Here is a 26276-nt window from a genome sequence, read left to right as displayed (position 1 = left end):
TAACGGGTGTGTTAACACAAGGGATTAAGGCGGGCGTCTATTCGGTGAATTTGGCCAAGGTGGCCAACATCATCGTGGACCACATTTCAGCGAGACTGTCGCGCTTTTCGTCCGAAAGTTCCTGATATGACATCGCGGTCACACCGAGCACCAGACCCAGAGCTATGACCGACATGGTTGCTGCTTCATCACGAGTGAACACTGCACCCTTGAAGGACATCAAGACGTTGGCGTATTCCTCAACGAGCTCAGTGCGGATCTTTTCAATGCGACGGGCGACTCCTGGATTGATGCGCGCGTGCGAAAGCGCCTCCAAACGTGCCCATCTGATGTCGTCGCGCTCACGACTGAAGATTTGGCGAGCCTGATTTCGGATTGCAGCGCGCAGTTCATCGGGCTCGGTTGGGAAATTGGCCAGACCTGCGAGATCTTCGGTTACCAGACCGCGGTAGATGCGTCCGTAGCCCTCGGCGATCAGATCCTCGCGGTCATCGAAGTACTTGTAGATGAGAGCCGCACTGACCTTGGCCTCTTTGCAGATTTCGGCGACACGAATCTCTCGACCCGCTCTCAAGGCCCTTTCCGTTGCCAAGAGGAGTCGTTCGCGACCATTGGGGCCCTCAACAAGCACAGGTTCACCCATTGACTATCGCCTCCACGAACGCAACTGCATCAAAGGGTGCCAGGTCATCGGGACCCTCGCCGAGTCCCACGAGTTTCACCGGCACACCCAACTCACGTTGAACAGCGATGACAATACCGCCGCGGGCCGTTCCGTCGAGCTTTGTCAGTACTACTCCGGTGATGTCTACCACGTCTGCAAAGACCCTGGCCTGCACCAATCCGTTCTGTCCTGTGGTGGCATCAAGAACCAGCAGAACCTCATCGACCGGAGACTGCTTCTCAATGACACGCTTGACCTTGCCAAGTTCATCCATCAAGCCGGTCTTGGTGTGCAGACGACCAGCAGTGTCGATCACAGCAGTGTCGATGTCCGCGGCCGTCGCCGTGGATACCGCATCGAATGCAACAGCAGCAGGATCGCCACCCTCGGGCCCGCGAACCACCGCGGCTCCGACGCGATCACCCCAGGTCTGAAGTTGTTCAGCTGCTGCGGCTCGGAATGTGTCCGCCGCGCCCAACAACACTGTCTGATCCTGTGCAATCAGCAAGCGGGCCAATTTGCCAGTCGTAGTGGTCTTGCCTGTGCCGTTGACTCCCACGACGAGCACCACTGCCGGTCTACCCGCAACTTTGGTGTTCAAGCGACGGTCCAATGCAGGATCAACGAGCTCAAGCAGACCTTCGCGCAGCAATTGAGTCAGCCGCTCCGAACTGCGCCCACCTTCGACTTGCACATCTCTGCGGAGTCGGGTCATCAGCTCAGTGGTGGGTCCGATGCCAAGGTCCGCAGCGAGCAGAGTCTCTTCAACTGCATCCCAGGTTTCGGCGTCCAACTGATCACGACTGAGCAGTGCCAGCAATCCCTTGCCGATCGCCGAATTGGATCCGGCAAGTCGCGCACGCAGTCGTTGCATCCGACCAATTGCGGAGTCGGGTACCTCAAAGCCAAAGGATTCCAATTCCTCACTGGGAACCGGCTCTTCATATCCGGGTTCGGTCCACGAGGAGCTGTCATCTGGGACAGTCCCAGAGCCCGTGATCGGGATTGGCTCATCAACGTCGCTTGGCCCGCGGCCAAAGGCGCGCAGCTCCTCTGCGTTCTCGCGCGATCGGCGCGTGAGGACTGCGTAGACCAGTGCGACCATCACGAGAACGACGACAAGGACGGTAAGTGCTACCCACAGCTGAGTGTTCATGAAGCAGTAGCCGCTTCGCGCAGTCGTTGCCCGATGACCTGAGTCACGCCATCTCCACGCATCGAAACACCATAGAGCGCATCTGCGATTTCCATCGTGCGCTTCTGGTGGGTGATCACGATCAACTGAGAACCCGTGCGGAGTTCATCAATGATGTCAATGAGTCGCCCGAGGTTGACATCATCCAGCGCTGCCTCGACTTCATCGAGCACGTAGAAGGGGCTTGGACGGGCCTTGAAGAGGGCAACCAGGAATGCGACCGCAGTCAGCGATCGCTCGCCACCGGAGAGAAGTGAAAGACGCTTGACCTTCTTGCCCGGAGGTCGCGCTTCGACGTCCACACCTGTGGTGAGCATGTTGCTTGGGTCGGTGAGGATGAGTCGACCTTCGCCGCCAGGGAAGAGACGGCTGAAGACACCTTCAAACTCCCGCTCAATCTCGGTATATGCCTCTGTGAACACCTGTTCCACACGAGCGTCGACCTCTTTGATGATGTCGAGCAAGTCATCGCGCGTTCGGCGCAAATCATCAAGTTGCTCGGAAAGGAACTGATGGCGCTCTTCCATCGCCGTGAATTCTTCGAGCGCGAGTGGATTCACGCGACCAAGCAGCGCCAGTCCGCGCTCTGCAGAACGCAGGCGTTTCTCCTGCTCGGCTCGGACATAGGGATAGGGCTGAGGCTCGGGAGCATCGGCCGGAATCTCGTCGCCTGGGACCACAGGACTTGGTGGCACAAGCTGGTCGGGACCGTACTCACCCAGCAGGACTTCGGCTTCGATTCCGAACTCTTCCATTGCCCGGTCGGTCACTTGTTCAATGCGCATCCGCTGTTCTGCGCGAGTGACTTCATCACGATGAACACTGTCCTTGAGGAGATCGAATTCGACAGCGAGCTCACGAATGCGCCCGCGGACACCAGACAGCGTCTCGTCGCGGCTCTTGCGCAGACGTTCGGACGCGGAGCGCTCATTGCTCGCGATCGCCACTGATGCCTCTGTTCGCGACAAAGCAGCACGCGCGCCATTGAGCACCGCCACAGCCACGGTGAGATCGCGTGCCCGCTGCTCTCTTCGCTGAACAGCGGCAACCCGAGCCTCTCGCTCGGCAGCCGCCGCCCGCTCCAGTTGATCAGCACGAATGCCAACTGCTGCAAGCCGCTCCTCACCAGTGCGCAGTGAAAGCCGGGCCTCAACTTCGAACTGGCGTGCGGTGACCGCCTGTTGACCCAACTCGGCGCGCTGGTCGGGTCCGACGTCGGTATCTGGCTCGCTCTGTGCGGCTGCCAGTCGACTCACAAGTTCCTGATGATGCCCATGGTCCGCCGCGCTGGCGATTTCGCCGGCTGCCAGGGCAGCATTCAAGCGCTCAGCCTCGGCGCTGGCGGAGCGGGCAATCTGCCCGAGTTGACCAAGTTGCTCAGCGACAGCTGCCATGCGCGCGTCTGACTCGTGCAAGCTGGCCAGGGTTGCCTCAACTTGGGCTGCGGCTTGCGCCTGCGCCTGGCGTGCGGCGACCATGTCAAAGCGAGCGCGCTCTGACGCATGCACCGCCTGCTGCAAGGCTGTAGATGTCTCGTCGTAAGCCGCTTGGACTTCAAGGAGACTCAATGTGCTTTGGGAACCGCCATGCACGACATCGCGAGCAAAAATATCGCCGACAGGCGTGACAAAGGTGAGTTCAGGATGCTGCTGCGATTGCACAGCCGCTTGCTCGACGTCCTCAACCAGCACAACGCCTCGCAGGACGCGATCCAGAGTTGCTCTCAGGGCGTCTTCGCACGTGACCTGCTCACGAAGCCACTGTCCACTCGGAGCGGAATCGGCGTGATTGGGCAGGTCCGTTGCACCCGATGAGGCAATGACAAGCGCGGCTCGACCTGCGTCGCGCTCCTTCAGAAGGACCAAGGAACTGATGGCCGCATCAACGCCTCTGACAACTATGGCGTCAGCCAGGTCTCCGAGGATCGCAGCAACAGCTGCCTGGGCGCCGGACTCGATATGCAGCTGCGAAGCCAGAGTTCCGACAATTCCCGGGAGTCGATCACCTTCTGACACCAGAACGCCGCCGGCGTCCTTGCGCATCAATGACATGGACAGTGCTTCGAGTCGCGCTGACAGGGCCGCGCGTTCGCGTTCACTGCGAGCTTCGACACCACGGAGTCGCTCTACTTCGGCGTCGGCATTTGCCAGTGCCGACTCAGCGTCCTCGTGCCGAGCATCAAGACCCAGTTCACCCTCGTCGAGCCCGGCTACCTGAACCTCGATTGCCTGAAACTGCGACATTGCCTTGTCGCTGCGAGCTGAGGCTTCCTGGATCGCTCCGCGCAGGCGTTCAAGCTCATGGGCCCGTGCCTCGACTCGAGAGTGAGCCGCATTGACTTGCCCCGTGAGACGGACCAGACCCTCACGTCGATCAGCTGCCGCACGGTCCGCTGCGCTCACCCGGCGTTCTTCGGCCGCCAAGGCATCCTCTGCGCTTTGCCGGGCTGCCATGGCGCCGGACAGACCATCGCGTGCGGCTTCGACCTCTCGACCCAGGTCAAATTCCTGTGAGCGAAGCCCTCGTGCTTCGGCATCGAGTTGCTCAGGATCGCGACCGGGATTCTCGTCTAGGGGCTCAGGCTGCAGGTTGCGCACCCGCTCAGCTGCCAACTGCACCAAGCCATGAAAACGCTCGCGCAGTCCGCTGAGCGCAAACCAGGTCTCCTGAGCTGCCTCAAGTCGTGGGGCGTCAGCGAGGGCCGCTTGTTCAGCTTCGCTCTCCTGCGCGCGCAATTGCGTCAACTGGGACTCAACAGCGGTCTGACGCTCGCGCAGAGCTGACTCGTCAGCGACTTCTGCGGCCAGCGCCTCGCGCATCTGGACGAGATCATCCGCCATGATCCGCAGGCGAGCATCACGGACATCGGTCTGAATCACGACTGCGCGGCGGGCGACCTCAGCCTGACGTCCCAGTGGCTTGAGCTGTCGGCGCAGTTCGGTCGTGAGGTCCTGCAAGCGCGTGAGGTTGGCCTCCATGGAATCAAGTTTGCGCAGAGCCTTTTCCTTGCGCTTGCGGTGCTTGAGCACTCCGGCGGCCTCTTCGATGAATCCTCGACGATCCTCAGGAGTCGCCTGCAGGATCGTGTCGAGCTGACCCTGACCCACGATGACATGCATTTCGCGGCCGATGCCTGAATCACTGAGCAGTTCCTGCACATCAAGCAGGCGGCATGGCTGACCGTTGATTGCGTACTCAGAGCCACCGTTGCGGAACAAGATGCGCGAGATCGTCACCTCGGTGTATTCGATCGGAAGCGCGCCATCGGAGTTGTCGATGGTGAGGGAGACCTCGGCTCGGCCTAGTGGGGCGCGACCGGAGGTTCCGGAGAAGATGACGTCTTCCATCTTTCCGCCACGCAGCGACTTGGCACCCTGCTCGCCCATGACCCACGCGAGGGCGTCAACGACATTGGACTTGCCCGAGCCATTTGGACCCACCACACAGGTCACCCCTGGCTCAAAATGCAGGGTCGTTGACGAGGCGAAGGACTTGAAGCCCTTGAGGGTCAGCGTCTTGAGATGCACTTCGCTCCGGGTCGCTGGGGCGCGGGGAAGGCCGCCATGGACGTTTCACCTCAGCCTATCGCTCGGCCTAGACCAAGGAATCCCTTGACGCTCCCATGCCCACGAAGAGGTTCACCAGCATCGCGCCATAACTCGCTGACCGATCCTGAGCGAAGTGCACATTTGCAATCTCCAGGCTGACTGCACCATGCATCGCGCTCCAGATCAACTGCGCCTGCTCGACGAAATCACCCTGCGCGAACTCCCCCGGCCCGAGTTCGCCAGCGACCACCGCATCGGCTACCCGAGTGACCAGACAGTCAAAGGAGCCCTTGGCCACCAAGAGTGCCTCATCAGAGAGATCCAGCGCCATCATCTGCTCGAACATCAATCGATAGAGCTGTGGCTGAGCCAGCGCGAACTCGCGATAACGCTGACATCCATCAAGAAGGCGGTAGATCGCGGTCGGTCCAGTTGCCCGCAGGATCTCATCATTGAGTCCGGTGAATCCTGCCGTGAACAGCGCCTCCAGCAGTCCGTCCTTGCTGCCAAAGCGCGAGTAGACGCCCATGGGGGCGACACGCGCGGTCAAGGCCACCCCCCGCACAGTCAAGCCACTGGTACCCACCTCTTCAAGCAGGTCAAGTGCGGCCTGAAGAAGGGAGTCGGAGATATCTGCACTGGGCGTGCGCGAACGGGGCACTTGACCAGTCATGTTCTCAACTATAGGTTACCGTTCCATAGATATAGAACACTGTTCTATAAGTCCCAAACGCATGCAGTCGTTTCGACAAGGAGCCCCGATGAGCGCATCGACTCGCACTACCCGACCTTGGCTGGTCTTGGCCATTCTTTGCCTGAGCCTGCTGCTCGCCGTCGTGGACAACACGATTGTGAATGTCGCGCTACCTACGTTGAGCACTGAGCTCCCCGCAAGCACCACGCAATTGCAGTGGATCGTGGACGTATACACGCTCGTGTTCGCTGCACTGCTGCTGCCAATGGGGCACTTCGGCGATCGCTTCGGACGCAGGAAGGCGCTGCTGATCGGGCTTGGGCTGTTTGCTGCAACTTCAGCGCTTGCAGCAAGCTCGACTACCGCCGCGCAACTCATCGGCAGCCGCGCACTCATGGGAGTCGGTGCGGCCCTGCTGTTTCCGGCAACTCTGGCGATATTGGTCAACGTCTTCACTGACACCAAGCAACGCGCTGCAGCGATCGGCATATGGACGGCGTGCACCGGCCTTGCCGTCGCGATCGGACCGGTCACTGGTGGCTTCCTTCTTGAGCACTTCTCATGGGGATCGATATTCATGGTGAATCTTCCGGTATGTGCGCTGGCCATAGTGCTCGGTTTCGTCTTTGTTCCAGAATCCATGGACAGCGCTATCGGACGAATGGACTTTCCCGGGCTCGTCCTGTCGATCGCAGGTGTGGGTCTGTTGATCTGGTCCATTATTGAAGGGCCATCCTGGGGCTGGACCTCACCGACAATTCTTGCGGCGATGCTCGGCGGTATCTCGGTGCTCGTGACATTCGTGATCGTGGAGAGCCGCACCGCTCACCCATTGCTGGACATCAGGCTCTTCCAGAACATGCGATTCAGTGCCGCAGCAATCTCGATCATGGCCGCTTTCTTCGCGCTGTTCGGCTTCATCTTCCTGATCACCCAGTTCTTCCAGTTGATCCAGGGATACAGCCCACTCGAGGCTGGGCTTCGCACTTTGCCCTTTGCCGTAGCTACCGGGATCATGTCGCCAATCGCGATCGTCCTGATGCATCGCTTCGGATCAAAACTTGTGGTCGCCGCCGGCTTGCTCGTGATGTCCACAGGATTCCTCATGGCCTCCACAGTGGAGACGGACAGCCCATACTTCGGCATCGTCGTGCTGTCGATGATCACCATGGCTGTGGGTCTGGCGCTGACCACGAGTCCGGCAACAGAGTCCATCATGGGAGCCCTCCCTGCTGAAAAGGCTGGCGTGGGCTCGGCTGTCAATGACACCACTCGTGAATTCGGCGGAACTTTGGGCGTAGCGATCATCGGTTCGGTATTCGCCAGCATCTACAGCTCACAGATCGCCGATTCGCTCAGGGACTTGAACATCCCTGCTGCCGCCAGCTCGGCAATTGAGTCATCTGTCGGTGCCGGCATGAGCATCGCCGCACAACTGCCCCCAGCGATTGGCGCGCAATTGCAGGCGGCGGTTCAGGAATCCTTCATCAGCGGAATGTCGCGTGGATCCATCGTGGCCGCCGGGATCGCCTTGCTTGGGGGTCTGGTCGTGCTGCGCTACCTGCCTCCTCGCTCCAAGGAATTGGAGGTTGAATATGAGCAGTCCTCACATCCTCTGACAACGAGGGCAGTAGAAGCTTGAGCGATTCATGAAGCGGGCGCGCCGGATGGGCGTCCCACATCGCGGACACGGCGCCCCTTCGCGGCCATAGGCATTCAGCGATCGACTGAAATAGCCCGACTCGCCATTGACGTTGACGTATAGCGAATCGAAGCTGGTGCCACCTTGCGCCAGCGCTTCCGACATCACAGCGCGAATATCAGCCAGCAGTTGCCTGGCCTTGGCCCTGCTGATACTCGACCCAGCACGCGTAGCGTGGATCCGGGCACGCCATAAGGATTCGTCAGCGTAGATGTTGCCGATTCCTGAGATCAGAGTCTGGTCGAGCAGGAGCCTTTTGATCTCAGAGTGCTTCGTACCCAGCCGTTCAAGGAAATGCTCATCGTCAAAGTCAGGATCCAGCGGATCGCGCGCAATATGTCGGATCGACTCGGGTATCCGACCGCTTCGGCTGTCAAAGACCAGAGCATCAGACATGACCGAACCAAAGGTGCGCTGGTCCACAAAGCGCAATTGCGGTCCACCGTCAGCAAAGGCAAAACGGATGCGCAGATGTCTCTCATCGGCTTGGCTAGCGGCCTGTATCAACAGCTGGCCGCTCATGCCCAGATGGACCACGAGACATTGATCGGCGTCATCGATCGGCAGCCACAGGTACTTCCCTCGTCGACTCGCATCAGAGAAACTTCTGCCCACCACGACTGACGCCAATTCGACATCCTGACGGCGGACAGCCCTCGGATGATGGACTTCGACGCGGTCAATCACTCGATGCGTAGCCCACTGGGCCACCCCGCGTCGAACGACTTCTACTTCTGGCAGTTCAGGCATCAGAAGTCAGCGCGCGATATGCCATTTCTGCTGCCTGTTGCTCTGCGATCTTCTTTGAGCGCCCATCACCAGTACCCAGCACAATGTCAGCAACCAAGACCTCAGCATGAAACTCCTTGGCATGGTCGGGCCCGGAATCCTGGACCGCGTAGATGGGCGCGCCCCGCTCCTGGGATGCACACACCTCCTGTAGTGAAGTCTTCCAATCCAGTCCCGCACCAAGATCAGCCGACGCGATGATCATGGGATCGAAGATTCGATGGATGAATTTGCCAACTCCATCCAGACCGCTCGTCAGGTAGATAGCACCAATCACAGCTTCGGTGCTGTCGGCCAGGATCGATGACTTGTCATCACCGCCCGTGCCTATCTCTCCGCGGCCCAGTAGGAGATATGAGCCGAGATCCAATGAGCGCGCAACCTGTGCCAAGGCGCGGGCATTGACCACTGCCGCGCGAATCTTCGCCAGCTGCCCTTCTGCCAAGTCGGGAAAACGGCGATACAACTCGTCTGTGACGAGAATCCCCAGAACGGAGTCGCCAAGGAACTCCAGGCGCTCGTTGTCTGGGATTCCGCCGTGTTCGTAGGCATATGAGCGATGGGTCAGCGCAAGATCAAGCAGGTCTTCGGTGACATCCACATCCAGCTGCATGCGAAGACTCGCGAGTTGCTGTCTGCGAGCGGAGTTTCGAGAACCGCTCATGGACGCGCGGATTCCAGTGCGACGGCCAGTTCGCCGGCCGTCTGTACGTCCTGAAGTTGACGATCGCTGAGGGAGATTCCTGTTGATTCACGTAGTGCGCGAGCAACGAGTACGGCAATCAAGGGCCAGTGGCCCAGATTCTCCAATGGAGTGTCCGCGCGCAGTGTCACAGGATGCCCCAGCACGCGTGTCAGTGCCAGCTCGACTTCGTCAATCACGGCTGACCTGCCAAGGCCGCCCGCACATTCCCAACCAGATCCTGCTCAACTGCTCGCTGAGCCAGCTCAACGCAGCCGATGACCTGTGCCGCCGTACCTGCGCCGTGCCCGACCACCGTCACTCCCTCCACGCCTAACACCAATCCGCCGGCGAAGGATCCGGACGCCGCTCGCCGAACAACGCCTCGGGCCGGCCCTGGATCGCCATAGGCCTGCCCGATGCGATGAGCGGACCAGGCTGCAGCACCTTCAATGCTCTTCAACACCACGTTTCCAGTGAAGCCATCAGTCACGATGACTTGGGCGATCGAGCCCCTGGTGATGTCAAAGCCCTCGACAGGGCCAACGTAATTCAGCCCGGCAGCCCCAAGTTCTGACTCCAATGCTGCATCAGCCTCGATGCGCAGCTCATCGCCCTTGCCCGATTCAGAGCCGATCGTCAGCAATCCGATAGCTGGGGACTCAACCCCAACAGCGCGAGCAAAAGCTGCACCCGCGAAGGCGAACTGAGTGAGCGCGGCAACTGATGCGCTCGTGGTGGCCCCCACATCGAGCAAGACGACGGGTCGAGCCAAGGCGGGAACGACAACGGCCAGTGCTGGCTTCTGCATGCCGCTGATACGCCCCAAGGTCAATACGGCCGCAGCAACAGAAGCACCTGTGTGGCCAACAGATACCCAGGCATCCGCGATGTCGTCACGGACCGCCCGTGCCGCCACGACGACGGTCGTCTCGGCTTCTTCGCGCTGGGCGTCGGCACGAACGACTTCCAATGGGTGGGAGTCCATGGACACCCCGCACGGCGCTGGGAGCAAAGTGACACGATCAAGATCGACACCGCGCGCTACGAGCTGCTTGCGAGCGACATCGACGGGACCAACGAGAACCAGCCGGAGGCCCTGATGCCCGGCCCCCGATAACAAGGTGGCCGCCGCATCAGCGACAACTCCCGGCGCCCCGTCTCCCCCGAGCAAGTCGAGGGCAACCGTGGTCATGTGGTGACTAGACGTCCAGAACGCGACGCTTGGCGTAGGTGCCGCAGGTCGGGCAGGCCGTGTGCGCAAGACGCTTGGACTGGCAGCGAGTGCATGTCACCAGGTTGGGGACAGTGGTCTTCCACTGTGAACGTCGGTGACGGGTGTTGGAGCGCGACGTCTTCCGCTTTGGTACTGGCACGGTCTTCCTCTTTCAGCTATTGCGTTGTTCGGGCAGGGCTTCGGCGGTCGCCTTGCCCGGTTCTAGTTTCGCGAGTTCGGCCAAGGCCGCCCAGCGCGGGTCAACGATCTGATGCTCGTGACCTGGGTGATCATCGAGCCGAACTCCACATTCGGAGCAAAGACCCGCACAATCCTCCCGACACAAGGGCGCCATGGGCAGCGCCAGCACTACAGAGTCCCGCAATGTCGGCTCGAGATTGATGAGATCGCCCTCGAGAGACGGCAGCGGGTCCTGGTCATCCTCAGGCTCCTCGACAATCGCCCCACGAGAATCCGTGGCGGGATAGGCGAACAGCTCGCTGATGTCGACCGCTTCCTCCCAGGTCAACGGCTCCAGGCAACGCGCACATTCCGCGCTGACCTGTAGTTCCGCATCCCCACTGACCAGCACCCCTTCCATCACTGACTCGAGTCGAAGTGCAAACTCAATCGGTGAGTCGGGAAGGACTCTGGCCAAAGCGATGCCCATATCACCTGGTGCTGGCGCCGACCGGTTCACTGTGATCATTGATCCTGGCCTGCGTTGCAGGCCCAGCGCGTGCGTGTCGAGCACGAGCGCACTTCGTGGATCGAGGCTGTTCACAGCTCCCCTTTTGGAAATTCCAGCGGTATGCACCGAGGTAGACCCAGACCTCGCGAGAGGCTGACAGGCAAGAGTACCCGGTTTGCACCACGGACCCAAAGTGGCCCGCAGGACCTAACTCTGGTCGTCGTAGAAGCCGCCGCCGAAGTCGGCATCGGCTTCAGCCGTGGGGGCAAGCTCTTGGTACATCTGACTGCGCAGGCGCTCACGCCCGCGATCAACAGTCTGCAGGGTCTTTTGGAGAGTGATCTCGAAGGTGGCCAGCTTGGCATCGATGTAGTCGTCCGTCTCGGTGCGCATCCGGCTGGTCTCGTCGTCGACCGCACTTCTCAACGCCTCAGCCTCGGCAACCGCCGCGAGGTAGACCTCATGCTGGGCAACCATGCGATCAGCTTCGCCGCGAGCACGCTCTAAAATGCGATCCGCCTCGCGTCGGCCATCTTGCACCACAGACTCTCGATCGGCGAGCAACTCGTCTGCCCGATAGACCGACTCTGGGAGCAATTGCCGAACCTCTTCGATCAGATCGAGCACCTGCTGCCGGTTGACGATGCAGGAAGCCGACAACGGCATGGCCTTGGCATCTTCAATGACAACGGCGAGTTCCTCTAACCGGTCCTGCAAATCCACAACCACTCCTTACCGAATTCCCGGCTTTACCCGGCGCATCAATCGCTACCAGATGCCTACCGTCTCATGGATCGGTTGAAAGTCAGGCTATTGCTTGCCCTCAGCGATGCGAGCCAGGAGCCGAGCCTGCACTGGATCAGGCAGCAGACCATCAATATCGCCACCGAAGTTGGCCACCTCTTTGATCAAACTCGAGGACAGATAGCTGTAGATCGGATTTGTCGACACGAACAGCGTCTCGATTCCGGTCAGTCGGTAGTTCATCTGGGCCATCTGCAGCTCGTAGTCGAAATCGGTGACGGCTCGCAGTCCCTTCACAATCGCCTGTACTTCATTGGCCTTGCAATAGTCGACAAGGAGTCCCATGAAGGAATCAACCACGATGTTCGGATAGGGAGCCACAACTTCACGGAGCATGTCCATGCGTTCTTCAATGGTGAAGGTGCCGGCCTTGTTCTTGTTGATCGCCACCAGAATCACCACCTCGTCGGCGAGATGTGCCGCCCGAGCAAAGACGTCAAGGTGTCCGTTGGTCACTGGATCAAAGGACCCTGGACAGACTGCTTTACGCACCGATCATTCTCCTGACGTGGCTGTTGGGCGACCGTACCAAAGCACGGTGTCCCCGTATCTGCGTTGGTCAAACTCATACCAACTCTGCGGAAATGGAGGCTGTCGATCATGTGCTGGTCGTTCAACGACCACGCAGGCATCCTTGGCGATCCAGCCAGCCTCAACGAGCGCGGCAAGGTTCTTTGCCAGCCGCTCGACGGTAACGTCGTACGGCGGATCGGCGAACACCAACTCATGAGCGTGTGACGCTGACCGCTGACTCAATGCCTCCACGGTCGTCTGCACGAGGGCGACCCCGTCGAGTCCGACTGCAGCAATGTTGGCACGAATCACTTCAGCGCAGGTATGGGTCTTCTCCACCAGGATCACACGCTCGGCGCCGCGGCTGGCCGCCTCCAGCCCCAGAGCGCCGCTGCCGGCATAAAGATCCAGCACCTGCAGATCGGCCCAAGACAGGCCTGCCCCAAGAAGGATGCTGGTGAGCGTGGAGAACATGGATTCGCGCACGCGATCAGTTGTGGGACGCGTTCCGTGCGCCGGGACGGCCAGCCGCCTGCCACGCTCGCTGCCAGCGATGATCCGGGTCACGCCTTCTCCATGTAGTCCGCCTGGTCTTCGGCAATCAATTCCGACAGTGCAGTGCGCAAAGCCGGCTGACCTGCCAGCGAGGGATCCGATGCGACCAGACTCATAGCGCTGGCTCGAGCTTGTTCTATGACCTCAATATCGCTGACGACCTGCAGCAGCTTCAGCGAGGAGCGCCGGCCAGCCTGAGCGGCGCCGAGTACATCGCCCTCGCGACGCTGCAGCAAATCCAATCGAGCCAATGCGAAGCCATCCGTCGTCGAGGCGACCGCATCCAAGCGTTCCCGCGCTGGCGATCCTTGCGGAGCTTCAGTCACCAGCAGGCACAGGCCGGGATAGCTTCCGCGCCCAATGCGCCCGCGCAGTTGGTGTAGTTGCGAGATCCCGAAGCGATCAGCATTCAGCACCACCATCACTGTCGCGTTAGGAACATCGACGCCGACTTCCACAACTGTCGTGGCCACCATCACGTCAATGTCCTCCCGCCCACCGGGGTGCGCAAACGCCGACATGACTGCTGCCTTTTCTTCGGCCGACATTCGTCCGTGCAGAATGCCAATTCGAAGATCCCTGAGTGGTCCTGCAGCAAGAAAGGCAGCGGTTTCCAGTACTCCGGCAGGCTTCAATGACGAGTCACCCTCGGCATCGGCGAGTTCCAGCGCCAACTCCTCCTCGTCCTCAAGGCCAATGCGAGCACACACCACAAAAGCTCGATGACCGGCCGTGACTTCCTCTCGCACCCGCTCCCAGGCGCGCTCCACAAATGCCGGACGCTCATTGGCAGCCACGACATGAGTCGTCACGCCCGCCCGCCCCTCAGGCAGGCCGTCCAGCAGCGATACGTCCAGATCACCGAACACGGTCATCGCCACGGTCCGCGGAATTGGCGTTGCAGTCATCACCAGCACATGCGGACGCGTGCCGTCTGCGGCTTTGGCGGCCAAGGCCGCGCGCTGCTCAACCCCGAATCGATGTTGCTCATCAATCACGACAAGCCCAAGATCGCGGAATTGGACCGTGTCGGTCAACAGCGCATGCGTCCCGATCACGATCCCGACATCGCCAGAAATGATCTTCAACGAGTCCTTGCGGCGCTGGGCGACCTTCATCGAGCCCGTGACGAGGGCCACTTGAGTGCCAGAGTCATGACCGCCGAGCATTCCGCCTTGGGCTATGGGCCCGAGCAGAGCGGTGATGGACTGGAAGTGCTGCGCGGCGAGCACTTCAGTCGGCGCAAGGAGTGCGGCCTGTCCGCCGGAATCCACCACGCTCAACATCGCTCGTAGCGCCACCAAGGTCTTGCCCGAGCCCACTTCTCCTTGAAGGAGTCGATGCATGGGATGCAGCCCGGCCAGATCATCGGCAATCTGCGCACCCACCAGTTCCTGGCCTGGGGTGAGCGTGAACGGCAGTTGCGCATCGAATTCCCGCAAGAGCGGGCCGTCGCGGTTGACCCGGGCGCGAGCCGGCAATTGCGCGAGCTCGGCCCGACGTTGAGCAAGCACCACCTGCAGTAGGAAGGCCTCCTCAAACTTCAGACGCGATCGCGCCTGGTCGATCTCAGCTTGACTCTCAGGTCGATGGACGGCCAACAGCGCGGTTCGCAGGTCCATCAGGCCCAGCTCGACGCGTATCTCCTCAGGAATCGGGTCAGGCATCAGCGGCAAGGTGTCCAAAATGACGCCGATTGCCCGCGCGATCTGCATTGAGCTGAGCGCCACTGTTGCCGGATACACCGGGATGTAGGCCCCGGCAAACATGGCGATTCGCTCCTCGTCCTCATCGACATCGTCAGCGAAGAGCTCGAAAGTCGGGTGAGTGAGCTGCCTTTTGCCTCGGTAGGTCGTCACCTCGCCAGCGAACAGGCCTCGGCGCCCAGTGCGAAAGATCGCCTCGCGCCAACGCTGATTGAAGAAGGTGAGGCTGATGCGCTCAATTCCATCACTGACGATCACCTCAACGAGGGTGCCCCGTCGCTGCCGCATGGGGCGACTGGTCACGCTGACCACTTCAGCCAGCAGGGTCACTGCCTCACCGTCAACGAGAGTCCGCATCTCCGTGAGTTCACCGCGAGCCACGTAGCGCCGTGGATAGTGACGCAGCAGTTCATTGACGTTGGAGTAGCCAAAGGCCTTGGTCAAGGCTGTGGCCGTCTTGCCCCCCAGCACCCGATCAAGCCGGGTTGAGGCTTCCTCCACGCTGATGACTCTCCTCCTGGAAATGTCGGATTTTCACCCGGTTTTGTAAGCGGCGTCCGACTCGGGTAACCTAGGCCGGCTGCGAGATCGAGTCCTGCTTGTCTGACAGCATCCAACACCAGGTGTGAACCGGTCACGCGCTGCGGCGCGAACGGGATCTGCCCGAACACGATAGGAGTGCACGGTGTCTGCTAACTGCGACGTCTGCGGTAAGGGCCCAGGCTTCGGGCACAGCATCTCTCACTCACACCGACGCACCAAGCGTCGTTGGAACCCGAACATCCAGCGCGTTCGCACGCTCGTGGGCAAGACCCCCAAGCGTCAGAATGTCTGCACCTCTTGCCTGAAGGCTGGCAAGGTCGTCCGCGGATAGTTCGCCACATTCTTATCAGGCGCAGTCATTGACTGCGCCTGATTTGTTTTTAGCCCCGAAAGTGCTCGTGCCCACCGGCGCCAGTGACAAAGTGGCCATCGACACTCACTCCGGGGCCAGCTGCAGCACTTGCTCGGACTTCACCGATCAGCACGAAGCTCGACGGAATCTTCACCCTCGCCGGGAAAGTCGCAAGCAGTGCGTGGTCGTCCCCGCCGGTCAGCATCCACTCCCGAGGATCCATGTTGTACGCCGAGGCGGCGGAAGCCAATTCCTGTGGCACCTCGATCAGCGAGCTGTCGATGGCCAGGAGGACATCAGATGCCAGAGCCAGATGACGAGCATCAGCGATCAGCCCATCGCTGACGTCAATCATTGAAGTGGCGCCCATCTGTGCGGCCAGTAGACCAGCTTCGTATGGCGGCAAGGGAAAGCGATGTGCATCGACAAGTTTCTTGGGTGATCGAAATCCCCGCGAAAGCACCGCGAGGCCAGCTGCTGCCCAACCATGCCGTCCGGCAATGGCAATTCGATCACCGATCTGAGCGCCAGACCGAAGCACTGGCTCGCGGCCTTCAAGATCGCCGATGGCGGTCACTGTGATCATGACGCTGTCAGCTGAGGTGACGTCACCTCCCACCAGCGCGACATTGAGCGCATCCAGTTCAGCACGCAGACCTGCCGTGCACGACAGCGCCCAAGCCGACGGCAGATCTGGCGGGCCAGCGAAGGCCACGACGACCGCGCTTGGCCGAGCTCCCATGGCCACGATGTCCGAGAGACTCGCCGCGGCGGCCTTGCGACCGATATCGATTGGCGTTGACCAGTCACGCCGAAAATGACGGCCTTCGATCAACACATCAGTGCTGATGACCACCGCGCCGGCGGGAGCGCGCACCACAGCAGCGTCATCGCCAGGACCGACCAAAACCTGCGAATGCGCAGGCAGACCTTCGGTCACTTTCGCGATCAGCGCGAACTCGCCAAGTTCGCCCAGACTGCCCGGCTGGGGTGCAGTCACCGCAGACCGGTACCACGACGCACGGCATCTGCCACAAGCGCGTCAAGAATCTCTGGGTAGCTCAGTCCGGACGCCTGCCACATCCGGGGAAACATCGAGATCGGGGTAAAACCTGGCATGGTGTTGACTTCATTGATCAGTATTTCGCCATCTGGTGCGATGAAGAAGTCAACCCGAGCTAGACCCTCGCACCCCAATGCCTCAAAGGCCTCGATGGCCAAGGACTGGATCCGCTTTTCAACTGCGGGATCCAAAGCGGCCGGGACGATCAACTCAGCCGAATCCTCGAGGTACTTGGCCTCGAAGTCATAGAACTCATGCTGGCCCCCCACCACGATCTCAGCGCAGCGGCTGGCACTGACTGCGCCCTCGGCCAACACGAGCACGCCGCACTCAATCTCACGGCCGGCTTGAACACCGGCTTCAACGATGACCCGAGGATCGTGGGATCGCGCCTGGTCGATCGCGTCGGCGAGCTGTGCCAACTGCTTCACCTTTGAAATGCCGCGCGAGGACCCGGCACGTGCGGGCTTGACGAACATTGGCAATCCGAGTTGCGAGGCGCGAACGAGCGCGTCCTTGGCGTTGGCCGTCCATTGCCGATCGGTGATGCCGACAAATGGCCCGACGGGCAGGCCTGCGTGCGCCAGCAGAACCTTCATCGTGATCTTGTCCATGCCTGCGGCCGAGGCAAGGACGCCAGATCCCACATACGGCACTGCGCTGAGTTCGAGCAGCCCTTGTACCGTTCCGTCCTCGCCCCACGGACCGTGCAGAACTGGAAACACGACGTCGATGTCGCCCAGTTGAGCGCGCAGTTGAGCTGGATCGGGACTCAACGCAGCACAGTCACCTTGTTCTGGCACGTGCGGCAGCGATATGCCATCGAGACTGAAATCCGCGGTGGGGTCCACTCGCAACCATCGTCCATCAGTTGTGATGCCGATAGCCATGACGTCGTACTTCTGTGGATCCAAGGCGCGCAGGACCCCCGATGCGCTGATGCACGAGATGCTGTGTTCACTGCTTCGCCCCCCGAACAGCACAGCGACGCGCAATCGGCTCGAACTCACCCGCCGGCCCCAAGAACGGCACCTTCGTGTTCGGGCTTGGTATCGCGAGCCATAAATGCTGCTGCCATCGTGTGGGGCGCTGCCCCGTAGTGCAGCACATTGACCACCTGCTCAGTGATGGGCATGTCGACGTGATGAGCTCGGGCCAAGGCCAGGATTGGCTCGCAACTGCGATAGGCCTCGCACGTCTGACGCGTCCGCTGGATTGTCTCGGCAACGCTCAGGCCGCTGCCAATGTTCTCACCAAAAGTCCGGTTGCGTGACAGGGGTGACTGGCAGGTCGCTACGAGATCGCCTACACCGGCAAGGCCCTGAAAGGTCAATGGATCGGCGCCGAGCGCGACCCCCAAGCGAGCGATTTCGGCAAGTCCTCTGGTCATCAATGATGCCTGCGAGTTCTCCCCCAAGCCCATGCCGGCTGCGATCCCGTTGGCTACCGCGATGACATTCTTCACGGCGCCACCGAGCTCGGTGCCGATCACGTCAGTGGTCCAGTAGGGGCGGAAGTAGTCGGTCGTGCATGCGTCTTGGAGCAGTTGGGCACTTGCTTCATCCACACATGCAACTGTCGTCGCCGACGGCTGGCGCATCGCAATCTCGCGCGCCAGATTGGGGCCAGACACGACGACGATTCGTTCCGGCTCTGCACCGGTCTCCTCGGCGATGACTTCGCTCATCCGACGCATCGTGCCGAGCTCGATTCCCTTGATCAGACTGACCAGAATCGCATCCGCCGGGATGAACGCAGCCCACTCGGCCAAATTCGCCCGCAAGACCTGCGCTGGCAGGGCAATGACCACGATGTCCGCGCCTGCGAGCGCATCTGCTGCGTCTGTCGTCGCGTGCACGGAATCGGGAAGCACGAGCCCTGGGTGGTATTGCGCATTGCTGTGCAAAGCGTTGATCTCGCCAGCGACTGCCGCATCGCGTGACCACATCACGACATCGCTGCCAGCATCGGCCATCACCATGGAGAAGACGGTGCCCCAGGAACCTGAGCCCAACGTCGCCACTCGGCTCATGGATGAACCTCAGCGAGACCGGCGGTGAACACTGGCCCAGACTAATGCCCCCATGCGGTTGGATGCGGGGATGCTCTGGACCGCGCTTGTGCCGGTGAAGTCTTCTGCCTTCGCCAAGAGTCGCCTTGATCATGACCCCATGACAAGGGCAGGGCTCTCGGCGGCATTCCTTGCCGACGTTTTGGCCGCGCTGGCTCAGACATCGAGTATCGGAGAGATCCTTGTGGTGACTGATGATGCGGAGTTGCATCTGCGAGTGGACTCGTCAGTACGCATTCACCGCACCATCGCCAGGGGTCTGAATCCCGAATTGGCAGAAGGACTAGTACTCATCGGGAAGTCACCTGTTGCCATCGTCGCTGCTGATCTGCCTTGCCTGACCAAGGAGGCCTTGACCGCCACCCTGCGCATCGCCCAGGAGTTCGATCGCAGTTTTGTGACTGACGTCCAAGGACTCGGCACCACGATGCTGCTAGCAAAGGATGCCCAGGAATGTGTGCCCATGTTCGGTCGCCGATCGCATGCGCGCCATGCGCAGGCCGGCTACCACGAAATCCAAGCCGACTCCCCTGCCATCGCTGCCCACATGGCCAGGGTGCGTCGGGACGTCGACACTGCCTTGGATCTGTGGGACGCCATTCGCATAGGAGTCGGTCCGTCCACCACTGAGGCACTGGCCGAAAACAAGTGATGGGCTCCGCCAAGTGGCGGAGCCCATCACTCAATGCGAGATCTAGCGGCGAACGGCCTTCTTGGCGGGAGCCTTCTTGGCCACTGCCTTCTTGGCAGGTGCAGCCTTCTTGGCGGGAGCCTTCTTGGCAGGAGCAGCCTTCTTCGTGCCAGCAACTACCGCCTTGAACTCAGCAGCAGCGCGGAACTTAGGGAGCTTGGTGGCCTTGATCTTCACGGTCTCGCCCGTGCGCGGGTTGCGGCCCAAACGAGCATTGCGAGCAGCGCGCTCGAAGATGCCGAAGCCACTCACCGCAACGCGCTCGCCCTTGGCGACAGCACGCTTGGTCTCGTCCAGGAATGCGTCGATGATGTCAGTCACGTCACGCTTGCTGTGGCCCAGTGTGCCAGCAACAGCGTCAATCAGTTCAGCCTTGTTCACAGAAAAACCCCTCCGGAGGGTAGAGGACGACCTTTTGTCGACCTCCCATATTTACGCACGACATCGCAACATGATGACACCGACGCGCCGATCAAAACATGTTGGAATTGCTAGTGATTTTCGACACGACCAATGAGAAGTCGCCAAACTCGGCAACATCAGTCACTTGCGCCACTTGGCGCAGCGCTCATCCGATGGTGCTTGGCATGAAACTGGGACGCTTGGCTTCGAAGTCACTGATGACCTCGCCCTGCTTCATCGTGATGCCAATGTCGTCCAGCCCCTCCATCAGACGCCAGCGCACATAGTCATCGACCTCGAATCCTGCGGTGATCTGACCAGCTGTGATCTGGCGCGCCTCAAGATTGACAGTGACGGGCAGGGCCGGATTGGCTTCGACAGCTTCCCACAGGCGCTCGACGTCGTCTTGGGACAGTTGCGCAGTCAACAGTCCTCCCTTGCCCGAATTGCCGCGAAATATGTCGGCAAACCTGGAGGACAGGACCACCCGGAAGCCAAAGTCCTGCAAGGCCCACACTGCGTGCTCGCGAGAGGAACCCGTGCCAAAATCCGGACCGGCGATCAGGATTGAGACGCCCTGATATGCCGGTTGGTTGAGCAGGAACTCTGGATCCTTGCGCCAGGCAGCGAAGAGCCCATCTTCGAAGCCATGTCGCGTGATGCGCTTCAAGTATTCGGCGGGGATGATCTGATCAGTGTCGACGTTGCTGCGGCGCAGGGGCGCGGCAGTTCCGGTGAAGGTGGTGAACTTTTCCATGGTGTCTCCTGCTTTCTTAACGTCTCGTCGAATTACAGATCGGCCGGAGCAGCTAAATGACCGGCGATAGCTGTCGCCGCAGCAACTGCTGGAGAGACCAGGTGCGTGCGACCACCAGGCCCCTGACGGCCCTCAAAGTTGCGGTTCGAGGTTGAGGCACTGCGCTCGCCCGGTGCAAGCTTGTCTGGATTCATCGCCAGACACATCGAGCATCCTGCTTCGCGCCACTCAGCTCCCGAAGCCTTGATCACCACGTCCAGGCCTTCAGCCTCTGCCTGGTTCTTGACTCGGACCGAGCCGGGCACGACGAGCATCCGCACTTGCGAATTCACCTGACGACCGTTGAGGACGTCAGCAACCATCCGCAGGTCCTCGATGCGCCCATTGGTGCACGACCCGACAAAGACGGTGTCAACCTTGATATCGCGCAGAGGCATGCCCGCGGTAAGTCCCATGTAGTCCAGCGCGCTTTGGATGGCGACGCGGTCCACCTCATCCTTGGCGTCCGACGGCGAGGGGACTGAGCCTGACAAAGGCAGCCCCTGCCCTGGGTTGGTACCCCAGGTGACGAACGGGGTGAGCTTGCTTGCGTCCAAGAGCACCTCGGCGTCAAACACGGCATCGGCATCGGTTGGCAAAGTCGACCAATAGGCAACCGCAGCATCCCAATCTGCGCCCTTGGGTGCGTGTTCGCGACCCTTCAAATACTCAAAGGTGGTCTCGTCAGGAGCGACCATTCCCGCGCGGGCCCCGGCTTCAATTGACATATTGCACACAGTCATGCGCCCTTCCATCGAGAGCGCACGAATTGCCGAGCCGCGATACTCCAGCACGTAGCCCTGCCCGCCACCGGTGCCGATCTGGGCGATGACTGCCAGAGTCAGATCCTTGGCTGAGACACCCGCCGGCAGGTCTCCTTCGATAGTCACGGCCATCGTCTTGAATGGCTTCAGCGGCAGGGTCTGGGTAGCGAGCACGTGCTCAACCTCGCTGGTGCCGATGCCGAAGGCCAGTGCGCCGAAGGCTCCGTGCGTGGAGGTGTGTGAGTCGCCGCAGACCACCGTCATGCCAGGTTGCGTCAGGCCCAACTGAGGACCCACAACGTGAACGATGCCCTGTTCGATATTGCCCAGTGAGTACAGCGGCACGCCGAACTCGGCACAGTTGTTGCGCAAGGCATCGACCTGAGCACGCGAGATCGGATCAGCAATCGGCGCCAGGATGTCGATCGTCGGGACATTGTGATCCTCGGTCGCCAAGGTCAGATCTGGGCGGCGAACCTTGCGGTCAGTTGCCCGCAAGCCATCAAAGGCCTGCGGGCTGGTGACCTCATGCACCAGATGCAGATCGATGTACAGCAGGTCTGGTTCACCGGCAGCCTGACGCACCACGTGCGCGGCCCACACCTTCTCGGCCAAAGTCTTTGCCATCGTGCACTCCTTCGTTCAGACTTGCGATTCGTCCAGACTTGCTATCTCAGCATATGAGATGTCAATATCACTATATGAATAACCGTAGCGGAGTTGGCGTCATTGACAAAGTCGCGGCCATCCTTGGCGCACTTGCCCAAGAGCCGCGCTCACTTCCGGGCTTGGCCGCTGCCACCTCACTCCCCCGACCAACCGCACACCGACTGGCTGTCGCCCTGGAGTTTCACGGCCTGGTCGCTCGCTCGGCGACCGGGCAGTTCATCCTCGGCGAGCAGATTCACCAGTGGGCCAACCCGCATCTGACCTGGGAGGCTGCAGCTGACATGGTCGCCCGTGAGCTGCGCGATGCCACAGGTGTCAGCGCGCAGGTCTACCGACGAGCGGGTGAGCAGCGCCTGTGCATCGCAGCTGCCGAACCACTGCGAGGCCTGCGCGACACCGTGCCGGTTGGTGCACTGCTGACAATGAAGGCCGGCTCGGCAGCGCAGGTGCTGTCGGCATGGGAAGCAGATGACGACCGTCGTGCGCTGCTGAAAGGCGCCGCCTTCACCGAGGCGATGCTTGCTACTGTGCGCAAGCGCGGCTGGGCCCAATCGGTGGCCCAGCGAGAGCCTGGTGTTGCCTCAGCTGCCGCTCCGGTTCGTGATGTCAGCGGCAGTGTGATTGGGGCGATCTCGATTTCTGGCCCAGCCGACCCGTTGGCCAAACCAAGCAAGTCGCAAATCTCTGCTCTCCTGGCCGCAGCACAGCAGCTGGAATCGGCGATCGCCACCTGAAATCGCCCAGAAATGACTTCAGGCCCCCTCCGCATGCGGAGGGGGCCTGGTAGCCCCGACGGGATTCGAACCCGCGCTACCGCCTTGAGAGGGCGGCGTGCTAGGCCACTACACAACGGGGCCAAATTGATGGAGTCGCCTCCAACAATCACACGTGGCGATCGAGAAAATCGCAACGTTCGCTGGGGTACCAGGACTCGAACCTAGACTAACTGAACCAGAATCAGTTGGGCTGCCAATTACCCCATACCCCATGGGACGTGCTGTGACCGACTGGAAGATATTAGGGGTTCGCCGAGCAAGGCCCTAATTCACCCCTCCCGATCGGCCCGACACCAATGCCCAAGTTCCACATGCACGCTCAAGTGCGGGCATGCTTGGCAAATGCGTGAATGGGTGCTGGGCTCATACCCGGTTGCAGTATTTCGACGATTCTTTGAACTGCAGCTGCTGGATCGATCATTCGGACTGGCAGCACAGGCATTCGTCGCGCTGCTGCCTTTGGTCATAGTCATCGTGGCTGTGGTAGCCGACAGCGACGGAACTATCGTGGCGAATCAGATCAACAGCCGATTTGGACTCGAAGGCGCTGCGCAGGATGCAGTGCGTGCATTGTTCACATCTGGCTCAGCAACCTTCGCCCTCTCGTGGACTGCGCTGCTGTTGACCGTCTATTCAGCGTTCTCACTGTCGCGTCGGCTTTCTCGAACCTATGGACAGATCTTCGAACTCCCATCGCTACTGCCAAGTCAACTCTGGCGTGGAGTGGCCTGGGTGGTCCTGGAAGTTGTCCTCCTGTCACTCAGTTCTGGGCTGCGCACGGTTGTCAGGGAACACGGATGGGCCTTCAGTCTGCTGGCGATCATTGGCCTGCTGCTGATCTGGTTTGTGTTTGATGCCCTCGGCGTCAAACTGCTCGTGCCGTCAATTAAGTACGAATTGCTCGTGCCCACGGCGGTACTAGGTGGAGTCAGCAGACTGTTTCTGGTGTTCTGGAGTTCGGCGTACATGCCACCTACTCTCCAACAGCAAGCTGAGCAGTTCGGCCCAATCGGGGTGACCTTCTCGCTGTTCTCGCTCATCTTGGTGGGTGTGGTGGCAATGCTGATCGCGCCCCTGCTTGTCGCAGTATGGGATCAGCGGCGAAACTCAGTTGCTGCTGAGAGCACTCCGCAGTCGTACTAGACACAGATCGCGGCCCAGGATCTCCATGGATTCAAACAGTGGTGGCGAAATCCGGCGGCCTGTGATGGCCACACGAATTGGACCGAAGGCGAACTTTGGCTTCAAGCCGAGGCCTTCAACGAGTGACTCCCGCAAGGCAGCCTGGATTGCGTCTGTCGTCCACTGAGGAATCTCCGAGAGCGCGTCCAGTGCAGCCTGGACGGTTGGCTCTGCTTGTGCACCGAGCGAGGCAGTTGCATCTGCCTCGTCCACGACAAAATTGGCCTGACCGACAAGCAGAAATCCAAGCATGGCCGGAGCCTGCATCAGGGTGTCCATGCGTTCTTGGATGAGCGGGACTGCCTCGGCGAGCACTGCTCGGTGCTCAACGCTCACGGGCTCGCTCACAAGGCCTTCAGCAAGCAGAAGTGGCATCAGTCGCTCAGTGAGCTCATCGACCGGCAGGGCACGGATCCAATCTCCATTGATGGCTGTGCATTTCTTCAGATCAAAACGGGCCGGATTGGCACTCACCCGATCCAGGCTGAAGGCCTGCGCCATCTGTTCCAGGCTGAAGAACTCCTGGTCATCACCCATGGACCAGCCAAGGAGAGCCAGATAGTTGAGCAAGGCTTCCGGAAGGAAACCGTTGTCGCGGTACATCTGAAGCGAGGATTCAGGATCCCTCTTGGACAGCTTCTTGTTGCCTTCTCCCATCACATAGGGCAGATGACCGAAGGCGGGAATGCTGCCGTCGCTGACGCCAATCGCCGCCAATGCCTCATAGAGTGCCAGCTGCCGCGGCGTCGATGACAACAGATCCTCGCCACGCAAGACGTGAGTGATGCGCATGCTCGCGTCATCAACCGGATTGACAAGGGTGTACAGCGGCTCCCCGTTGGCACGCACAAGCACGAAGTCCGGCACATGCTCAGCGCCAAAGGTGATCGGCCCGCGAACCAAGTCATCCCAGGTGTGATCGCGATCGGGCATGCGAAAGCGGATGACCGGCAAGCGACCTTCGGCGACGAATGCCGCAATCTGGCTCGGGCTCAGCTCTCGACAGGTTCCCTCGTATCCAGGGGCGCGGTTCTCCTGCTTGGCCAGTTCGCGCTGGGCTTCAAGTTCTTCTGCTGAGCAGTAGCAGGGGTAGGCAAAACCGCCCTCGATCAGTCGCTTGGCGACCTCGGCGTACAAGTCCAGCCGTTGGGACTGACGGTATGGCCCATAGGGACCGCCCACTTCTGGTCCTTCGTCCCAAGTCAGCCCAAGCCAGCGAAGGGCGCCAAGGAGCGCTTCATAGGACTCCTCTGAATCGCGAGCACTATCGGTGTCCTCAATGCGAAAGACGAAGGTTCCACCGGTATTGCGCGCAAAGGCCCAGTTGAACAGCGCGGTGCGAATCATCCCGACATGCGGGTTGCCGGTTGGTGACGGGCAGAAGCGAACGCGAACGTCAGGCACGATCGGTGACCGGGTTGGTCAAAGCGCCGATGCCATCGATGCGCACGGTGACAGAGTCGCCAGCCTTGATCGGCTTGGTACCACTTGGCGAGCCAGTGAGGATGACATCGCCGGGCAGCAGAGTCATGACCGCCGTGACTGCTTCAACAAGAGTGGCAATGTCGAACAGCATGTCGGAGGTGTTGCCATCTTGCCGAAGATCGCCATTGACGTGGCACTGGATCGAGGTGTGCTCCCAGTTGAAGTCTGTTTCGATCCAAGGTCCAAGTGGGCAGAAGGTGTCAAAACTCTTCGAGCGCGTCCATTGTCCGTCACGATTCTGGAGATCACGAGCAGTCACATCGTTGGCGCACGTGAATCCAAGGATCACGTCCTGCGCGCGTTCCCGCGGTACCTCTCGGCAGACACGTCCAATGACGATGGCCAGTTCAGCTTCATGCTCGACGTGCTCGGACTGCCACGGCAATTCGATCATCTCGCCAGGCCCGATGACCGCGGTACTCGGCTTGAGAAACATCAGTGGCTCGGCGGGGGCTTCGCCCAGGCCGGTTTCCAGGATGTGATCCAGATAGTTCTTGCCGATCGCCACAACCTTGCTGGGAAGCACGGGAGCGACCAGTCGAGCATCTGCGTAACGCACGAGCCTGCCGTCTGGGATCAACTCACCGAAGGGGTGTCCATCGAGCAGCGCAATGACCGTGCCCGGACCTGGGTCGCCATTGGCGTCCAGCCCCTCAAGGACCCCAAAGAACAACTCATCATCAACGGCAACTCGGCAGATTCGCACCATCGGAGCCTACCGAC

Annotated in this window: 27 protein-coding genes and 2 tRNA genes; 5 read left to right on the top strand and 24 right to left on the bottom strand. The window is 60.6% G+C overall.

Annotation, left to right across the window (positions count from 1 at the left end):
- Positions 1-37: 37 nt before the first annotated feature.
- The 4 genes from Q8M73_07380 to Q8M73_07365 all read right to left on the bottom strand — a co-directional run bounded on the left by Q8M73_07380 (position 38) and on the right by Q8M73_07365 (position 6080).
- On the bottom strand, positions 38-643 hold the full coding sequence (locus Q8M73_07380) for a TetR/AcrR family transcriptional regulator (GenBank protein MDP2288372.1): 606 nt from the start codon (positions 641-643) through the stop codon (positions 38-40).
- Positions 636-1820: a signal recognition particle-docking protein FtsY gene (gene ftsY, locus Q8M73_07375; protein MDP2288371.1), complete on the bottom strand. Its 1185-nt coding sequence runs from the start codon at positions 1818-1820 to the stop codon at positions 636-638. The genes Q8M73_07380 and ftsY overlap by 8 nt, the downstream gene beginning before the upstream one ends.
- A complete protein-coding gene (smc, locus tag Q8M73_07370; protein ID MDP2288370.1) occupies positions 1817-5386 on the bottom strand; it encodes a chromosome segregation protein SMC in 3570 nt (1189 codons plus the stop codon). The genes ftsY and smc overlap by 4 nt, the downstream gene beginning before the upstream one ends.
- 67 nt (positions 5387-5453) lie before the next feature.
- On the bottom strand, positions 5454-6080 hold the full coding sequence (locus Q8M73_07365; GenBank protein MDP2288369.1) for a TetR/AcrR family transcriptional regulator: 627 nt from the start codon (positions 6078-6080) through the stop codon (positions 5454-5456).
- A gap of 88 nt (positions 6081-6168) precedes the next feature.
- Here Q8M73_07365 and Q8M73_07360 point away from each other — a divergent pair, with 88 nt between their 5' ends.
- Positions 6169-7743 carry a DHA2 family efflux MFS transporter permease subunit gene (locus Q8M73_07360; GenBank protein ID MDP2288368.1) on the top strand — a complete coding sequence of 525 codons (1575 nt, stop codon included), beginning with the start codon at positions 6169-6171 and terminating at the stop codon, positions 7741-7743.
- Here Q8M73_07360 and mutM read toward each other — a convergent pair.
- From mutM to recG, 10 genes are all read right to left on the bottom strand, one after another.
- Positions 7708-8553 carry a bifunctional DNA-formamidopyrimidine glycosylase/DNA-(apurinic or apyrimidinic site) lyase gene (gene mutM / locus Q8M73_07355; GenBank protein ID MDP2288367.1) on the bottom strand — a complete coding sequence of 282 codons (846 nt, stop codon included), beginning with the start codon at positions 8551-8553 and terminating at the stop codon, positions 7708-7710. The genes Q8M73_07360 and mutM overlap by 36 nt on opposite strands.
- Positions 8546-9205: a ribonuclease III gene (rnc, locus tag Q8M73_07350; protein ID MDP2288366.1), complete on the bottom strand. Its 660-nt coding sequence runs from the start codon at positions 9203-9205 to the stop codon at positions 8546-8548. Before rnc ends, mutM begins: the two co-directional genes overlap by 8 nt.
- A gap of 47 nt (positions 9206-9252) precedes the next feature.
- Entirely contained in the window at positions 9253-9474 is a 222-nt protein-coding gene (locus tag Q8M73_07345) for a phosphopantetheine-binding protein (protein MDP2288365.1), read from the bottom strand.
- Positions 9471-10469, bottom strand: coding sequence for a phosphate acyltransferase PlsX (locus Q8M73_07340; GenBank protein MDP2288364.1), 999 nt, complete (start codon positions 10467-10469; stop codon positions 9471-9473). Before Q8M73_07340 ends, Q8M73_07345 begins: the two co-directional genes overlap by 4 nt.
- Positions 10470-10476: 7 nt before the next feature.
- Complete coding sequence (gene rpmF, locus Q8M73_07335) at positions 10477-10650, bottom strand: 50S ribosomal protein L32 (GenBank protein MDP2288363.1); 174 nt, start codon at positions 10648-10650, stop codon at positions 10477-10479.
- A gap of 12 nt (positions 10651-10662) precedes the next feature.
- Positions 10663-11274: a YceD family protein gene (locus Q8M73_07330; protein MDP2288362.1), complete on the bottom strand. Its 612-nt coding sequence runs from the start codon at positions 11272-11274 to the stop codon at positions 10663-10665.
- Positions 11275-11388: 114 nt separating this feature from the next.
- Positions 11389-11904, bottom strand: a complete 516-nt coding sequence (locus tag Q8M73_07325; GenBank protein ID MDP2288361.1) for a hypothetical protein — start codon at positions 11902-11904, stop codon at positions 11389-11391.
- Positions 11905-11991: 87 nt separating this feature from the next.
- Positions 11992-12477, bottom strand: a complete 486-nt coding sequence (coaD, locus tag Q8M73_07320) for a pantetheine-phosphate adenylyltransferase (protein MDP2288360.1) — start codon at positions 12475-12477, stop codon at positions 11992-11994.
- A 3-nt stretch (positions 12478-12480) separates the two neighbouring features.
- Positions 12481-13065: a 16S rRNA (guanine(966)-N(2))-methyltransferase RsmD gene (gene rsmD, locus Q8M73_07315; protein MDP2288359.1), complete on the bottom strand. Its 585-nt coding sequence runs from the start codon at positions 13063-13065 to the stop codon at positions 12481-12483.
- A complete protein-coding gene (gene recG, locus Q8M73_07310; protein ID MDP2288358.1) occupies positions 13062-15266 on the bottom strand; it encodes an ATP-dependent DNA helicase RecG in 2205 nt (734 codons plus the stop codon). The genes rsmD and recG overlap by 4 nt, the downstream gene beginning before the upstream one ends.
- A 178-nt stretch (positions 15267-15444) precedes the next feature.
- Between recG and rpmB the strand changes: the two genes are divergently transcribed.
- Positions 15445-15633: a 50S ribosomal protein L28 gene (gene rpmB / locus Q8M73_07305; GenBank protein MDP2288357.1), complete on the top strand. Its 189-nt coding sequence runs from the start codon at positions 15445-15447 to the stop codon at positions 15631-15633.
- 49 nt (positions 15634-15682) lie between these two features.
- Here rpmB and Q8M73_07300 read toward each other — a convergent pair whose 3' ends face one another.
- Genes Q8M73_07300 through Q8M73_07290 form a run of 3 tightly spaced genes read right to left on the bottom strand, consistent with a single transcriptional unit; the run spans position 15683 to position 18749 of the window.
- Entirely contained in the window at positions 15683-16654 is a 972-nt protein-coding gene (locus tag Q8M73_07300; GenBank protein MDP2288356.1) for a thiamine-phosphate kinase, read from the bottom strand.
- Positions 16651-17727, bottom strand: coding sequence for a D-alanine--D-alanine ligase family protein (locus Q8M73_07295; protein MDP2288355.1), 1077 nt, complete (start codon positions 17725-17727; stop codon positions 16651-16653). The genes Q8M73_07300 and Q8M73_07295 overlap by 4 nt, the downstream gene beginning before the upstream one ends.
- Positions 17724-18749, bottom strand: coding sequence for an NAD(P)H-dependent glycerol-3-phosphate dehydrogenase (locus Q8M73_07290; protein ID MDP2288354.1), 1026 nt, complete (start codon positions 18747-18749; stop codon positions 17724-17726). The genes Q8M73_07295 and Q8M73_07290 overlap by 4 nt, the downstream gene beginning before the upstream one ends.
- Positions 18750-18801: 52 nt before the next feature.
- On the opposite strand from Q8M73_07290, the gene cofC reads away from it, so the two are divergent.
- On the top strand, positions 18802-19440 hold the full coding sequence (gene cofC / locus Q8M73_07285; GenBank protein ID MDP2288353.1) for a 2-phospho-L-lactate guanylyltransferase: 639 nt from the start codon (positions 18802-18804) through the stop codon (positions 19438-19440).
- A gap of 42 nt (positions 19441-19482) precedes the next feature.
- On the opposite strand, the gene Q8M73_07280 is transcribed toward cofC, so the two are convergent.
- From Q8M73_07280 to leuC, 3 genes are all read right to left on the bottom strand, one after another.
- Positions 19483-19860, bottom strand: coding sequence for an HU family DNA-binding protein (locus Q8M73_07280; GenBank protein ID MDP2288352.1), 378 nt, complete (start codon positions 19858-19860; stop codon positions 19483-19485).
- Positions 19861-20047: 187 nt separating this feature from the next.
- Positions 20048-20638 (bottom strand): 3-isopropylmalate dehydratase small subunit, encoded by a 591-nt coding sequence (gene leuD, locus Q8M73_07275; GenBank protein MDP2288351.1) that lies wholly within the window; start codon positions 20636-20638, stop codon positions 20048-20050.
- Positions 20639-20670: 32 nt separating this feature from the next.
- Complete coding sequence (leuC, locus tag Q8M73_07270) at positions 20671-22068, bottom strand: 3-isopropylmalate dehydratase large subunit (protein ID MDP2288350.1); 1398 nt, start codon at positions 22066-22068, stop codon at positions 20671-20673.
- A gap of 74 nt (positions 22069-22142) precedes the next feature.
- Here leuC and Q8M73_07265 point away from each other — a divergent pair, with 74 nt between their 5' ends.
- Complete coding sequence (locus Q8M73_07265) at positions 22143-22844, top strand: IclR family transcriptional regulator C-terminal domain-containing protein (GenBank protein ID MDP2288349.1); 702 nt, start codon at positions 22143-22145, stop codon at positions 22842-22844.
- A 47-nt stretch (positions 22845-22891) separates the two neighbouring features.
- Here the strand turns inward: Q8M73_07265 and Q8M73_07260 are convergent.
- A tRNA-Glu gene (locus tag Q8M73_07260) sits at positions 22892-22967 on the bottom strand.
- Positions 22968-23026: 59 nt separating this feature from the next.
- Positions 23027-23098: transfer RNA gene (locus Q8M73_07255), tRNA-Gln, on the bottom strand.
- Positions 23099-23228: 130 nt separating this feature from the next.
- On the opposite strand from Q8M73_07255, the gene Q8M73_07250 reads away from it, so the two are divergent.
- The gene (locus Q8M73_07250) at positions 23229-24029 is read left to right on the top strand and encodes a hypothetical protein (GenBank protein ID MDP2288348.1); all 801 of its coding nucleotides are present in this window, start codon (positions 23229-23231) and stop codon (positions 24027-24029) included.
- On the opposite strand, the gene gltX is transcribed toward Q8M73_07250, so the two are convergent.
- Together gltX and Q8M73_07240 are read right to left on the bottom strand one after the other, a co-directional pair.
- Entirely contained in the window at positions 23994-25472 is a 1479-nt protein-coding gene (gltX, locus tag Q8M73_07245) for a glutamate--tRNA ligase (protein MDP2288347.1), read from the bottom strand. The genes Q8M73_07250 and gltX overlap by 36 nt on opposite strands.
- Positions 25465-26259: a fumarylacetoacetate hydrolase family protein gene (locus Q8M73_07240; protein ID MDP2288346.1), complete on the bottom strand. Its 795-nt coding sequence runs from the start codon at positions 26257-26259 to the stop codon at positions 25465-25467. Before Q8M73_07240 ends, gltX begins: the two co-directional genes overlap by 8 nt.
- Between the last annotated feature and the right edge of the window lie 17 nt (positions 26260-26276).

It is taken from the genome of Actinomycetota bacterium, assembly GCA_030684515.1.
Taxonomy (GTDB): domain Bacteria; phylum Actinomycetota; class Actinomycetes; order S36-B12; family S36-B12; genus UBA11398.
The sequence above is the reverse complement of the archived record's forward strand: the minus strand, read 5'-3'. Positions and strand labels throughout refer to the sequence as shown.